The 13308-nt window shown below is 75.2% G+C and carries 12 protein-coding genes and 1 pseudogene; 11 read left to right on the top strand and 2 right to left on the bottom strand.

Annotation, left to right across the window (positions count from 1 at the left end; genetic code table 11):
* Positions 1–55: 55 nt before the first annotated feature.
* Together WA762_RS24215 and WA762_RS24210 are read left to right on the top strand one after the other, a co-directional pair.
* Positions 56–1258, top strand: coding sequence for a sensor histidine kinase (locus tag WA762_RS24215; RefSeq protein ID WP_335938315.1), 1203 nt, complete (start codon positions 56–58; stop codon positions 1256–1258).
* A 105-nt stretch (positions 1259–1363) separates the two neighbouring features.
* Positions 1364–2041: a response regulator transcription factor gene (locus WA762_RS24210; RefSeq protein ID WP_335938312.1), complete on the top strand. Its 678-nt coding sequence runs from the start codon at positions 1364–1366 to the stop codon at positions 2039–2041.
* A gap of 219 nt (positions 2042–2260) precedes the next feature.
* On the opposite strand, the gene WA762_RS24205 is transcribed toward WA762_RS24210, so the two are convergent.
* Positions 2261–3361, bottom strand: coding sequence for a DUF5937 family protein (locus WA762_RS24205; protein ID WP_335938368.1), 1101 nt, complete (start codon positions 3359–3361; stop codon positions 2261–2263).
* Positions 3362–3465: 104 nt separating this feature from the next.
* Here WA762_RS24205 and WA762_RS24200 point away from each other — a divergent pair, with 104 nt between their 5' ends.
* On the top strand, positions 3466–3693 hold the full coding sequence (locus tag WA762_RS24200) for a hypothetical protein (RefSeq protein WP_335938310.1): 228 nt from the start codon (positions 3466–3468) through the stop codon (positions 3691–3693).
* 87 nt (positions 3694–3780) lie between these two features.
* Here WA762_RS24200 and WA762_RS24195 read toward each other — a convergent pair whose 3' ends face one another.
* Positions 3781–5109 (bottom strand): threonine aldolase family protein, encoded by a 1329-nt coding sequence (locus WA762_RS24195; protein WP_335938308.1) that lies wholly within the window; start codon positions 5107–5109, stop codon positions 3781–3783.
* 188 nt (positions 5110–5297) lie between these two features.
* Here WA762_RS24195 and WA762_RS24190 point away from each other — a divergent pair, with 188 nt between their 5' ends.
* The 8 genes and pseudogenes from WA762_RS24190 to WA762_RS24155 all read left to right on the top strand — a co-directional run.
* Positions 5298–6245, top strand: coding sequence for a Rossmann-like and DUF2520 domain-containing protein (locus WA762_RS24190; protein WP_335938306.1), 948 nt, complete (start codon positions 5298–5300; stop codon positions 6243–6245).
* A gap of 263 nt (positions 6246–6508) precedes the next feature.
* The gene (gene panC, locus WA762_RS24185; RefSeq protein ID WP_443080661.1) at positions 6509–7570 is read left to right on the top strand and encodes a pantoate--beta-alanine ligase; all 1062 of its coding nucleotides are present in this window, start codon (positions 6509–6511) and stop codon (positions 7568–7570) included.
* Positions 7567–9582 (top strand): L-aspartate oxidase, encoded by a 2016-nt coding sequence (locus WA762_RS24180; protein WP_335938300.1) that lies wholly within the window; start codon positions 7567–7569, stop codon positions 9580–9582. The genes panC and WA762_RS24180 overlap by 4 nt, the downstream gene beginning before the upstream one ends.
* The gene (gene nadC / locus WA762_RS24175) at positions 9579–10631 is read left to right on the top strand and encodes a carboxylating nicotinate-nucleotide diphosphorylase (protein WP_335938298.1); all 1053 of its coding nucleotides are present in this window, start codon (positions 9579–9581) and stop codon (positions 10629–10631) included. The genes WA762_RS24180 and nadC overlap by 4 nt, the downstream gene beginning before the upstream one ends.
* Positions 10631–11428: a type III pantothenate kinase gene (locus WA762_RS24170; protein WP_335938296.1), complete on the top strand. Its 798-nt coding sequence runs from the start codon at positions 10631–10633 to the stop codon at positions 11426–11428. The genes nadC and WA762_RS24170 overlap by 1 nt, the downstream gene beginning before the upstream one ends.
* A 139-nt stretch (positions 11429–11567) precedes the next feature.
* On the top strand, positions 11568–12194 hold the full coding sequence (locus WA762_RS24165; protein ID WP_335938366.1) for a hypothetical protein: 627 nt from the start codon (positions 11568–11570) through the stop codon (positions 12192–12194).
* 61 nt (positions 12195–12255) lie between these two features.
* Positions 12256–12435 (top strand): hypothetical protein, encoded by a 180-nt coding sequence (locus tag WA762_RS24160; RefSeq protein WP_335938294.1) that lies wholly within the window; start codon positions 12256–12258, stop codon positions 12433–12435.
* A 128-nt stretch (positions 12436–12563) separates the two neighbouring features.
* A pseudogene (locus tag WA762_RS24155) lies at positions 12564–12915 on the top strand (BlaI/MecI/CopY family transcriptional regulator); the annotation flags it as partial.
* Positions 12916–13308 lie beyond the last annotated feature (393 nt).

Raw genomic sequence — 13308 nt, 5'->3', positions numbered from 1 at the left:
GGATCGGCCCTTCGGCTGACCCGGGTACCTTCCGCCTGTCCCTACGCTGGGTTGCGTGCAGCGCCTCTACGACTTCCTCCGCAGGCACCCGACGGGCGTCGACACCTTCTGGGCCGTCTTCCTCCTCGGGCTCTCCGGGCTGTCGCTGGCGGTGGCCCCGGCGAGCGCCGGGGAGCGGGCGGTCGGCGTGCTGGTCGCCGTCGCCCTGTGCACCGTCGTCGCGCTGCGCCGCCGCGCGCCGGAGAAGATGCTGGTGCTGGCCATCGCGGCGGGACTGGTGCAACTGGTGACCGGGTTCGTGCCCGGCATCGTCGACTTCGCGCTGCTGGTGATCGTGTTCACCGCGGCGGCGGTGGGGCGGCGCTGGGCGTCGCGGCTCGCGCTGGCCTGCAGCCTGTGCGCGGCCGGGCTCGCGCAGGCGCGCTGGCCGGCGGACACCCAGCAGAGCGGGTGGGCCCAGCAGATCTTCGTGGTCGCCGTGATGACCGTGCCGTTCGTGCTCGCCTGGGTGCTCGGCGACTCGATGCGGACCCGGCGCGCCTACTTCAGCCAGCTGGAGGAGCGGGCCGCCCGGCTGGAGCGGGAGCGCGAGGCGCAGTCGAAGGTCGCGGTGGCCGCCGAGCGGGCCCGCATCGCCCGCGAGCTCCACGACGTCGTCGCGCACAACGTGTCGGTGATGGTGGTCCAGGCCGACGGCGCGGCGTACGTCATGGACACCGCGCCCGCCCAGGCCAAGCAGGCGCTGGAGACCATCTCCACCACGGGGCGGCAGGCCCTGGCCGAGATGCGGCGGCTGCTCGGGGTGCTGCGGACCGGCGACGCGCCGGAGAGCGGCGAGTACGTGCCGCAGCCGGACGTGGGCCAGATCGAGGTCCTGATCGAGCAGGTCAGGAAGGCCGGTCTGGTCGTCGACTTCAAGATCGAGGGGACGCCGCGACCGCTGCCCAGCGGCGTCGAGCTGACCGCGTACCGCATCGTGCAGGAGGCGCTGACCAACACCCGCAAGCACGGCGGCCCGGACGCGGGGGCCAGCGTGCGGCTGGTCTACTTCGACGACGGGCTCGGGCTGCTGGTCGAGGACGACGGGCGGGGCGCCTCCCACGAGATGTACGAGGACGGCGGCGCCGACGGCGCGGGACACGGGATGATCGGGATGCGCGAGCGGGTCGGCATGGTCGGCGGCACGCTGGACGCCGGGCCGCGGCCCGGCGGCGGGTTCCGGATCAGCGCGCTGCTGCCGCTCAAGCCGGCCCACTGACCACGGCCTTCGCCCCGCTCCGCCCGTTTCACCGTTTCACCGTTCCATCCCAGCCTTCGCCCCTTCGCCCCGGATGACGCGGGACAGACAGGAGACAGAACCCTCATGGCGATCCGCGTGATGCTCGTCGACGACCAGGTGCTGCTGCGCACCGGCTTCCGGATGGTGCTCGCCGCCCAGCCGGACATGGAGGTCGTGGCCGAGGCCGGCGACGGCGCGGAGGCGATCGACATCCTGCGCTCCACCGCCGTGGACGTGGTGCTGATGGACGTCCGGATGCCGAGGCTGGACGGGGTCGAGGCCACCCGCCGCATCTGCGCCCAGCCGGACGCGCCCAAGGTGCTCATCCTGACCACGTTCGACCTCGACGAGTACGCCTTCTCCGGGCTGAAGGCCGGGGCCAGCGGCTTCATGCTCAAGGACGTGCCGCCCGCCGAGCTGCTCTCCGCCATCCGGGCCGTGCACAGCGGCGACGCCGTCGTCGCCCCGTCCACCACCCGCCGGCTGCTCGACCGCTTCTCCCCGATGCTGCCGGGCGCCACGAGCGAACCGAAGCACCCGGGCGTCGGGAGGCTCACCGAGCGCGAGCGCGAGGTGATGCTGCTGGTCGCGCAGGGCCTGTCGAACGGAGAGATCGCGGGACGCCTGGTGCTCTCCGAGGCGACCGTGAAGACCCATGTGGGCCGCATCCTCACCAAGCTCGGCCTGCGGGACCGGGTGCAGGTCGTGGTCCTCGCGTACGAGACCGGCCTGGTCCGGGCCGGCGGCAACGGGGCGGGCTGACCGCTACGGCCGCCGGGGCGTGCGGCGCGGCGGCCGGGGCCGGTGCGGCGGCGGGCGTCGGCCCCGGCCGTCAGGCGTCAGGCGTCGGTCCCGGCCGTCAGCCCCCAGCCCCCGGCCGTCAGGCATCGGCCCCGGCCGTCAGCCGTCAGGTGTCGGCCCCGGCCGTCAGGCATCGGTCCCGGCCGTCAGCCGTCAGGTGTCGGCCCCGGCCGTCAGGCGTCAGCGCAGGATGCCTTCCAGGAAGTCGCTGCCGAGCCGGGCCACCGTGGTCAGGTCCAGCTGGTGCAGCACGTACCGGCCGCGCCGACGTGTGAGGACCAGGCCCGCCTTCTTCAGCGCCGCGAGGTGCCGGGAGACCTCGGGCGCCGTGATGCCGTGGGTGTCGGCCAGTTCGCCGGTCGTGTGCGCGGAACGGGCGAGGTGGCGGCACAGGCGCATCCGCATCGGATGGGCCAGCGCCTCCATGCGCAGCTGGAGCAGCTCCAGGGAGGCGGCGGAGGGCAGCTCCGGCTGGTGCACCGGGTAGTGGATCACCGGGCGCCAGCCCGGGGCGTGCAGCAGGTTGAGGTGCGGCCAGCCGAAGGCGGACGGGATGAGCGTGAGCCCGGGGCCGACCGCGCTGGTCCGGCCGTCGGACAGCTTGTCGGCGCTGATCAGGGTCCCGGCCTCGTCCAGGGTCAGCGCCGGGGACACCGCCGCCAGCGCCTCGCCGAGCCCCTTGCGGCGCAGCAGGTCCGTCTTGTGCCGGGCGTCGGCCACCAGCTGGACCCGCACCCGCTGCCAGGTGTCCGCGAAGAACGCCTGGTCGCAGTCCTCGAAGAGACGCCGGACCCAGCGGCGCACGGTGGCGGGATCGGTCAGCAGCTGCTGGGTGAACTCCACCTGCCGGGGTCCGCGGGCCGCCGCCATCTCCAGGGCGCGGGCGCGCATCGTCGCGTTCTCCAGCGGAGAGGGCGCGCCGAGCCCGTACAGGCTGGTGCAGGTGAACTCCAGGGCGGCGGCGACGTACCGCTCGTCGTCCATCCGGTCGAGGACGTCCAGGTCCTCGGCGAGGCTCGCGCCGGGCCTGCCCGAGCCGTCGCGGATCCCGGCGAACGCCATGAAGACGTCCGAGAACGTGTGCCGCCACAGGAAGTCGGCCTCGTGCAGCCGGTCGGCCAGGTCGGGCTCCAGCGCGCTGGCGGTCGCGGTCGCCCAGCCGTGCATGCCCGGGTGGTGCCCGGGCTCGGAGAGGGCGTGCAGGGCCAGGCCCAGTTCGGCGAGGGGAGAGGTCGCGAAGACGATGCGTTCGGGCGTCAGCCCCTTGATGTCGATGTGCACACTCACCCCTCCATGGTGCGGGGTGTCCGCGGAACGGCCCCCGTCGTTTGACGGCGCTCGTCAAATGACGGGGCGAACCGGCGGGCCCGGCCCAGGCTGAGGCCATGGACGCCATTCAGCAGCAGATGTACGACAGCTACCGCGCGGCCCGGCGCGGCGAGCCGGCGCCGCCGACGCCGGGCCGGCACGACTGGGAGGTGCTGCGCGGGGTCCGCGACCTGCGCCGGTTCGAGGCCGTGCTCGCGGGCCGCCCGGCGCGCGGCCGGCGGCGGGCGGCGCTGCGGGCCCTGCGCACGGCGCTCGCCGGCCGCCGCGCCCGGCCGGTGCGGTGAGCCCGGCGGGCGCGCCGGCCGGTGTCCGGGGGCCGGGGACGGGACGGCCCGCGGCCCGTCAGGAGCGCGTCACCAGGTCGCGGCCTGTCAGGAGCGCGTCACCAGGCGCAGGAAGTCCGCCGCCGCCTTCCGTACGTCCTCCGCCGACCACTCCAGCCCTTCCGGCCCCACCGTGACCTCGGTGAACGCCACCCCGGGCGGCCCGGCGGGCGCGGGGCGCCAGTTGCGGAAGAGCACTACGCCGGTCTCCTCCGCCTGCCGCACCGACGCCTCCGTCAGGGCGTCCGCCCCGTACGGCAGCCACACCTGGAACTGATGGGTGTGCGGCGGCTCCGGATGCACCCGGAACCAGCTCGCGCCGGCCGCCGAGAGGCCCTCGGCCAGCGCCCCGGCGACCGTCTTCGCCCGTGCCGCGTACGCGGGCAGCCGGGGGAGCTCCCGGTCCAGCCCGATCAGCGCGGCGAGCGCCGCCGGGAACTGCTGGAAGAGCTGCCCGCCGTAGCGGTGACGCCAGACGCGGGCCTCCCCGATCAGCGACTCGGAGCCGGCCAGCGCCGCCCCGGAGATCCCGCCCAGCGACTTGTAGAACGAGACGTACACGCTGTCCGCGAGCGCGGCGATCTCCGGCAGCTCCCGCCCGAAGTGCGCGGGGCACTCCCACAGCCGCGCGCCGTCGAAGTGCACCACCGCGTCGCGTTCCCGCGCCGCCGCCACCACGGCCTCCAGCTCCTCCCAGGAGGGCAGGACGAAACCGGCTTCGCGCAGCGGCAGCTCCAGCATCAGCGTGCCGAACGGCTCGGCGAAGTCACGGACCTCCCGCGCCGTGGGCAGCCGGGGCTCGGTCGTCGGGTGGACGGTGCGCAGCCCGCTCACCGCTCCCAGGGCGCCGCCCTCGTGCACCTCGGGGTGGGCCAGGGGGTGCAGCGCCACCGCGGAGTCGCCGGTCCGCCCGGCCCAGCAGCGCAGCGCGACCTGCTGCGCCATCGTCCCGGTCGGGAAGAACGCGGCCGCCTCCATGCCCAGCAGCTCGGCGACCCGCTCCTCCAGCTCGGCGACCACGCCGTCGCCGTAGACGTCGGCGGGACGGTCCAGATCGGCGACGGTCCCGGCCTCCGCCGCGAGGGCGGCCAGCCGCTCGCCGAGCGGCAGGTGCACGGGCGGCCGGTCCAGGACCCGCTCGGCCGAACGCCAGGCCCGCAGCTTGCGCAGCCGCAGCTCCTCCTTCGCCCCCGGCCCGCCGGAGCCGGCCGGGTCCGTGTCCGTTGTGTCCGCCGTGTCCGTGCCGACCGGGTCCGTCGTGGCGGCGGTGTCCGCCGCGTTCGCCGTGCCGGTCGTGTCCGCTGTCCCTGCCGTGCCCGAGGAGGCCGTCGCCGTGTCCGAGGGGTCCGCCGCGAGGCGGTCGTCCGTATGCGTCATGAACCGATCATCACGCAGGGCGCGGCCGACGCCGCACGGTTTGTCCCGGGCGGGAGCCGTACGGGGGTTTCCCGGGCGGGAGTCATGCACAGGCTGTGGATGGCCGGGAGGCCGGGCGAGGCGCTGGCGTAGCATGCAGGGGAATCGTCCGGTACCCCCTGCGGACTGGAACGGAAGGCCACCGCCGAGTGAACGCGACAACCCCCAAGGAACCCCTCGACGCGAGGGACCGTCCCGCACGCCTCACGGTCGGCGTCGTGGGCGCGGGCCGCGTCGGCCCCGCCCTCGCCGCGTCCCTGCGGCTCGCCGGGCACCGTCCGGTCGCCGTGTCGGGCGTCTCCGACGCGTCCGTGCGCCGGGCCGCCGACCTGCTCCCCGACGTCCCGCTGGTGCCGCCGGCCGAGGTGCTGGCGCGCGCCGAGCTGGTGCTGCTGACCGTGCCCGACGACGCCCTGCCCGGCCTGGTCGAGGGCCTGGCCGGGACCGGCGCGGTGCGGCCGGGCCAGCTGCTGGTCCACACCTCGGGGCGGTACGGCGCGAAGGTGCTGGACCCCGCCCTGCGCGCCGGCGCGCTGCCGCTGGCCCTGCACCCGGTGATGACGTTCACCGGCACCTCCGTCGACGTCCAGCGGCTGGCCGGCTGCTCCTTCGGCGTGACCGCCCCGGAGGAGCTGCGGCTCGCCGCCGAGGCGCTGGTCATCGAGATGGGCGGGGAGCCCGAGTGGATCGCGGAGGAAGCCCGTCCGCTCTACCACGCGGCGCTCGCCCTCGGCGCGAACCACCTGGTCACCCTGGTCGCCCAGTCGATGGACCTGCTGCGTACGGCCGGTGTCGCCGCCCCCGACCGGATGCTCGGCCCGCTGCTCGGCGCCGCCCTGGACAACGCCCTGCGCTCCGGCGACGCGGCCTTGACCGGGCCGGTGGCGCGCGGCGACGCGGGCACGGTCGCCGCGCACATCGACGAGCTGCGCAGGCACGCGCCGCAGGCCGTGGCGGGCTATGTCGCGATGGCCCGGGCCACCGCCGACCGCGCGCTCGCCCACGGCATGCTCAAGCCGGAACCGGCCGAGAACCTGCTCGGGGTCCTGGCCGACGACACCGGCGCCACGGGCGGCACCGGACCTCGGGAGCCCTGATGACCCACCCGCCCGGCGAACGCGGCACCGCCGCCCCCGTGCCCGCGCCCTCCTCCTCCGTACCGGGGTCCTCCTCCCTGCCGGGGTCCTCCTCCGCGCCGGGGCCCGGCGCCGCCGCCCCCCGTGCCGCCCGCGACACCGCCCCCGGACCCGGCACCGCCACGGCCGGCGCCTCACCCGCCGCCGAGACGCCCACGCCCGAGACGCCGACCACGGACACGCCGACCACCGAGACACACTTCACCGAGATGCCCGCGCCCGAGATGCCCACCGCCGAGACGCCCGCCGCCGCGACGCCCACCGCCGCGTCCCCCGGGCCCGTTTCCCCGGCCGCCCTCCTCCGCACGGCCGCCGAGTCGGCCGCGTTCGCCCCGCGCCGGGGCGTGCGGGCCGTCGTCATGACCATGGGCGCTCTGCACGAGGGCCACGCCGCCCTGATCCGTGCGGCCCGCGCCGCCGCGGGCCCGGACGGCCAGGTCGTCGTCACCGTCTTCGTCAACCCGCTCCAGTTCGGCGAGGCGGCCGACCTGGAGCGCTATCCCCGCACTCTTGAGGCCGATCTCGCCGTGGCGGGCGCGGCCGGGGCGGACGCCGTCTTCGCGCCCTCCGTCGACGAGGTCTACCCCGGCGGCGAACCGCAGGTCCGGATCTCGGCGGGCCCCATGGGCGAACGCCTCGAAGGCGCCTCCCGCCCCGGCCACTTCGACGGCATGCTCACCGTCGTCGCCAAGCTCCTCCACCTCACCCGCCCCGACGTCGCGTTCTTCGGGGAGAAGGACGCCCAGCAGCTGGCGCTGGTCCGCCGCATGGCGCGCGACCTGAACTTCCCGGTGGAGATCGTCGGCGTGCCGACCGTCCGCGAGCCCGACGGCCTCGCGCTCTCCAGCCGCAACCGCTTCCTGGACGTCGAGGAGCGGCGTACCGCCCTCGCCCTGTCCCGTGCCCTGTTCGCGGCGCGCGACCGGCTCGCCGCCCAGCAGGCGCTGCACGCCCGCGCGCAGACCACCGCGGCGACCACCGGCCGGGCCGCCGCGCTCACCGCGCTCGGCGAGGCCCGCGCCGCCGCCGACACCCACGCGGTGGCCCTGGCCCGCCCGGTGGACGGGCCCGCCGCGGTACGGGCCGCGGCGCGGCTGGTCCTCGACGACGCGGCCGCCGGGCAGCCGCCGCTGGACCTGGACTACCTGGCGCTCGTGGACCCGTCCGACTTCACCGAGATCCCCGACGACCGCACCACCGGCGACGCGATCCTCGCCGTCGCCGCGAGGGTCGGCGCCACCCGCCTCATCGACAACATCCCGCTGACCTTCGGAGCAATTCCGTGACCGGAATACGCCACCACGCGACCGGAACAGGGCATCGCGCGACCGGAATACGGCTGACCGCCCCCGCCCCCGGCTGGTTCATCGACGCCGACGTCGTGGTGGTCGGCTCGGGTGTGGCCGGTCTCACCGCCGCGCTGCGCTGCGCCAGCGCGGGCCTCGCGACCGTCGTGGTCACCAAGGCGCGTCTCGACGACGGCTCGACCCGCTGGGCGCAGGGCGGCATCGCCGCGGCCCTGGGCGAGGGCGACACGCCCGGACAGCACCTGGACGACACCCTGGTCGCGGGCGCGGGCCTGTGCGACGAGGACGCGGTGCGGGCCCTGGTCACCGAGGGCCCGGACGCGGTGCGCAGGCTGATCGGGATCGGCGCCCGCTTCGACACCACGAACGCCGGCGACATCGCGCTGACCCGGGAGGGCGGCCACCACCGCAACCGGATCGCCCACGCGGGCGGTGACGCCACCGGCGCCGAGATCTCCCGCGCCCTGGTCGAGGCGGTCCGCGGGGCCGCCCTGCGCACCATCGAGAACGCCCTCGTCCTGGACCTCCTCACCGACGCCGACGGCCGTACTGCGGGCGTCACCCTGCACGTCATGGGCGAGGGCCGGCACGACGGCGTCGGCGCGGTCCGCGCCCCCGCCGTGGTCCTCGCCACCGGCGGCATGGGCCAGATCTTCTCCGCCACCACCAACCCGGCCGTCTCCACCGGTGACGGCGTGGCCCTGGCGCTGCGGGCCGGGGCGGAGGTCTCCGACCTCGAATTCGTCCAGTTCCACCCCACGGTCCTCTACCTCGGCGCCGACTCCGAGGGCCAGCAGCCGCTGGTGTCGGAAGCGGTGCGGGGCGAGGGCGCCCATCTCGTCGACGCGTCCGGCACGCGCTTCATGGCCGGGCAGCACGAGCTGGCGGAGCTGGCCCCGCGCGACATCGTCGCCAAGGCCATCACCCGCCGCATGGAAGAGCTCGGCGCCGAGCACATGTACCTCGACGGCCGCCACTTCGGGGCCGAGATGTGGGAGCGGCGCTTCCCCACGATCCTGGCCGCCTGCCGGGCGCACGGCATCGACCCGGTCACCGAGCCGATACCGGTCGCGCCCGCCGCGCACTACGCCTCCGGCGGCGTCCGCACCGATCTGCGGGGCCGTACGACCGTGCCCGGCCTGTACGCCTGCGGCGAGGTCGCCTGCACCGGCGTGCACGGCGCGAACCGGCTGGCGTCCAACTCGCTCCTGGAGGGCCTGGTCTTCGCCGAGCGCATCGCGGCGGACATCGCCGAACGGTCCGGCCGCAGCGACGCCTCGGACCACACGGACGCTTCAGACCGCACGGACGCCTCGGACCGCACAGAGGCTTCGGACCGCGCCGGCCGTCCGGCCCAGGAGACCGGCGCCGACCGGGCGGACGCGGACCGAGCAGGGCTCCCCGCCCCGTCCCCGCTGCTGGACCCCGAGGCGCGCGTCGCCGTCCAGCGGATCATGACCCGGGGCGCGGGCGTCCTCCGCTCCGCCGAGAGCCTGGCCGCCGCCGCCGAGGCGCTCGAAGCCCTGCACGACGAGGCCGTCCGCGCCGCCGAGGCCGCCGGGGCGGACCCCGCCCCGTACGCCGACGGCCCCGGCCCCGCCGATTCCGGCCGCGCCGGCTCCGGCCGTACCGCCCCCGCCTCCGACCGGGCCGAGGCCAAGCCCGTGGAGCCCGGCGTCGACGCCTGGGAGACCACCAATCTGCTGCTCGTCGCGCGCGTCCTGGTCGCCGCCGCCCGCAGCCGCGAGGAGACCCGCGGCTGCCACTGGCGCGAGGACCGGCCCGAGCGCGACGACGAGAACTGGCGCCGCCACCTCGTCGCCCGGCTCACCCCGCGGCGTCGGCTCGTCCTCCGCCGTACGGAGACCGAGGCGTTCGGCCCCGTACGCTCCGCGCAGGCGCCGGACCGCGCCGCCGCGTCCCCGGGCCGCCCCGCCGACCGACCCCCGACCCGTACCCCCGCCGACGTCACCGAGGAGCCGCAACCGTGAGCACGCCCGAAGAGAATCCGCGCCCCACCCCTGTGGACGTACCGCTGATCCACATCGGCGCGCCCGCACCCGCCGCGGGCGGCTGCGGTGACGGCTGCGGCTGCGGCGACGCCGAAGAGCTGGAGTGCGGGCTCGACCCCGACCTGGCCCGGCTCCTCGCCGACGCGGGCCTGGACCCGGTGCAGGTCGAGGACGTCGCCCATGTCGCCCTCGCGGAGGACCTGGACGGCGGGGTCGACGTCACCACCGTCGCGACCGTTCCCGAGGACGCCGTGGCCACCGGCGACTTCACCGCCCGCGAGGCCGGCGTCGTGGCCGGTCTGCGCATCGCGGAGGCGGTCCTGTCGATCGTCTGCACCGACGAGTTCACCGTCGAGCGGCACGTCGAGGACGGCGACCGGATCGCCCCCGGCCAGAAGCTCCTCACCGTCACCACCCGCACCCGCGACCTGCTGACCGGCGAGCGCAGCGCGCTCAACCTGCTGTGCAGGCTCTCCGGCATCGCCACCGCCACCCGCGCCTGGGCCGACGTCCTGGAGGGCACCAAGGCCAAGGTGCGCGACACCCGCAAGACCACCCCGGGCCTGCGCGCCATGGAGAAGTACGCGGTGCGCTGCGGCGGCGGCGTCAACCACCGCATGTCGCTGTCGGACGCCGCGCTGGTCAAGGACAACCACGTCGTCGCGGCGGGCGGGGTGGCCGAGGCGTTCAAGCGGGTGCGGGACGAGTTCCCCGACGTGCCGATCGAGGTCGAGGTCGACACCCTGCAGCAGGTCCGCGAGGTCCTCGACGCGGGCGCCGACCTGATCCTGCTGGACAACTTCACCCCCCTGCTGACCGCCGAGGCCGTCGCCCTGGTCGGCGGACGCGCCGTCCTGGAGTCGTCCGGGCGCCTCTCCCTCGACACCGCCCGCGCCTACGCCGAGGCGGGCGTCGACTACCTCGCCGTCGGCGCGCTCACCCACTCCTCGCCGATCCTCGACATCGGCCTGGACTTCCGCGACCCCGCGGCCCCCGGAGCCGCCGACACCGACGGGACCGACGCCTGATGCTGCTCACCATCGACGCGGGCAACACCCACACCGTCCTCGGCCTGTTCGACGGCGAGGAGATCGTCGAGCACTGGCGGATCTCCACCGACGCCCGCCGCACCGCCGACGAGCTCGCGGTCCTGCTCCAGGGCCTGATGGGCGCCCACCCGCTGCTGGGCGAGGAGCTGGGCGACGGCATCGAGGGCATCGCGATCTGCTCCACCGTCCCGGCCGTCCTGCACGAGCTGCGCGAGGTGACCCGCCGCTACTACGGCGACGTCCCCGCGGTCCTCGTCGAGCCGGGCATCAAGACCGGGGTGCCGATCCTCATGGACAACCCGAAGGAGGTCGGCACGGACCGCATCATCAACGCGGCCGCCGCGGCCGACCTGTACGGCGGTCCCGCGATCGTCGTCGACTTCGGCACGGCCACCACCTTCGACGCGGTCTCCGCGCGCGGCGAGTACACCGGCGGCGTCATCGCCCCCGGCATCGAGATCTCCGTCGAGGCGCTCGGCGTCAGGGGCGCCCAGCTCCGCAAGATCGAGCTGGCCCGGCCGCGCAGCGTGATCGGCAAGAACACCGTCGAGGCGATGCAGGCGGGCATCATCTACGGCTTCGCCGGCCAGGTCGACGGCGTCGTGGCCCGGATGAAGCGGGAGCTCGCGGCCGACCCCGACGACGTCACCGTCATCGCGACCGGCGGACTTGCTCCGATGGTGTTGGGCGAGTCCTCCGCCATTGACGAGCACGAACCGTGGCTGACCCTCATCGGTCTGCGCCTGGTGTACGAGCGCAACGTCGCCCGAATGTAGCCGGTACCCGGGCTCACCTGCGGGAACGGGGCGGCGGGCCGGTGACGGCCGCCGCGCCGCCGACACCCAGTTAAACGGATATTGTCCATTTAGCACGTATTGTCGCGTCATGCCCACGCCTTACGGAACACGCGGCGGTATGGCGTTCGGCGCGGACGAGCTGCGCGTGCTCCGACGCGCTCTCGCCGTCGCCCTCCACCCCGCCCCCCTGCCCGACGAGGACGTCCAGGACTGCCTGCGGCTGGCGGGCGCGGTCGACGAGGCGGTGGGCGAGGCGGGACGGCTGCGCGCCTTCCTCCTCGCCGACCTCGCCCGCTACCGCGACGCCCTCCCCGGCTCCGCCGGCGGCTACCTGGAACTCCTCCAGGACGCCCTCGCGGGCGGATACGACCCGGTCCCCGACGACCTCGCCGCGCTCCGCGCCCTGCGCCACCGGCCCGCCGCGGCGGTGCTCCTGGAGCGCTGCCGGGTGCTCGCGGAACGTTCGGTGCGGGCCCGGCTCGCCGGACGCGCCGTGTCCGCGGCGCCCCCCGCGCCCCGGAGCCGCCTCCTCGCCCTGCCCGGCGGCCGGGCCGCCGCCGAACCCGGACGGCCCAAGACGCCCAAGAAGCCGGAGACCCCGCCGCGCCCCGCGACCCCGCCCAGGCCCGCCCCGCCGTCCGAGCGTCCGGCGGCGCCCAAGCCCTCCGAGGTGTTCCCGCCCCGTCGCCGCCCGGTGCCGCCGCCCGGGCAGCGGACCGTGGGGCGGCCGCGCGCCGCCGGATGACCTCGCCGCCACCCCGAGGGCGCGCGCGGCGGGCCGCACCGGCCTCGTTACTCTGGAAACCATGGACTATGTATCGGCGCTCCTGCCTCCCGTGGTGATGGCCGTCTTCTTCATCTATCTGATCGTGACGATCATCAAGAGCCAGGGCGGTCCCAACAAGGCCAAGGAAGACGCGGCCGTGGACGCGGTGATGAGCCGCGCCGAGCCGGTCCAGCAGGCTTCCCGGGGCGGCGGCGCCTGAGCGCACCGCGCACGACGCCCGGCGTCCCCGTCGTACGCACCGAAAGGGCGCACGGTTCCTCGGAGCCGTGCGCCCTTTTGCCATGCCAATAACCCGGCATTCCGGACAATTGGCACTAAAATGACATTGTGCCCCGTCAATTGGGAGAGCTCGAAGACGCCGTGATGACACGGGTCTGGCAATGGAACCGCCCGGTCACCGTGCGGGAAGTGCTGGAGGACCTCCAGCGGGAACGCTCCATCGCCTACACCACCGTCATGACGGTAATGGACAATCTCCATCAGAAGGGCTGGGTGCGCAGGGAAGTCGACGGCCGCGCATATCGATATACGGCGGTCTCCACCCGCGCCGCCTACTCGGCCGCACTGATGAACGAGGCGTGGTCGCGCAGTGACAATCCGGCGGCCGCCCTCGTCGCCTTCTTCGGCATGATGTCGGCCGAACAGCGCGAGGCGCTCCGGGACGCCGTGCGAATCATCCGCCCCGCACCGTCGGACGCGCCCGCGCCTTCCGGGAGCGAGGTGCCGGCCGAACCGGCCGAAGCCCCGCCCGGCATTTCACCCGAAGTCCCGCCCGAAGTCCCGCCCGGAGTTCCGAACCGTCCTCCGCCGGACGAATCACCCGGCGAAGAGGACCGGCCGCCGGACGAATCACCCGGCGAAGAGGACCGGCCGGCGATGGATGAAGAGGCCCGACCGGCGGAAGAAGACGGACCGGCGGATGAAGAGGCCCGGCCGGCGGACGAAGAGGCGGGCGGAGCGCCGGATGAACGGGAGGACCGGGACTCCGCGGACCGGGCGGGACATCGGGGCGGGAGATCCGACCGGACAGGCGGGACATCCGACCGGACAACAGCCCGTACAACGGGCCGGA

Source organism: Streptomyces tyrfis, assembly GCF_037034285.1.
GTDB lineage: Bacteria > Actinomycetota > Actinomycetes > Streptomycetales > Streptomycetaceae > Streptomyces.
Note: the sequence above shows the minus strand (reverse complement) of the source record. Positions and strands in the feature narration are given on the sequence as shown.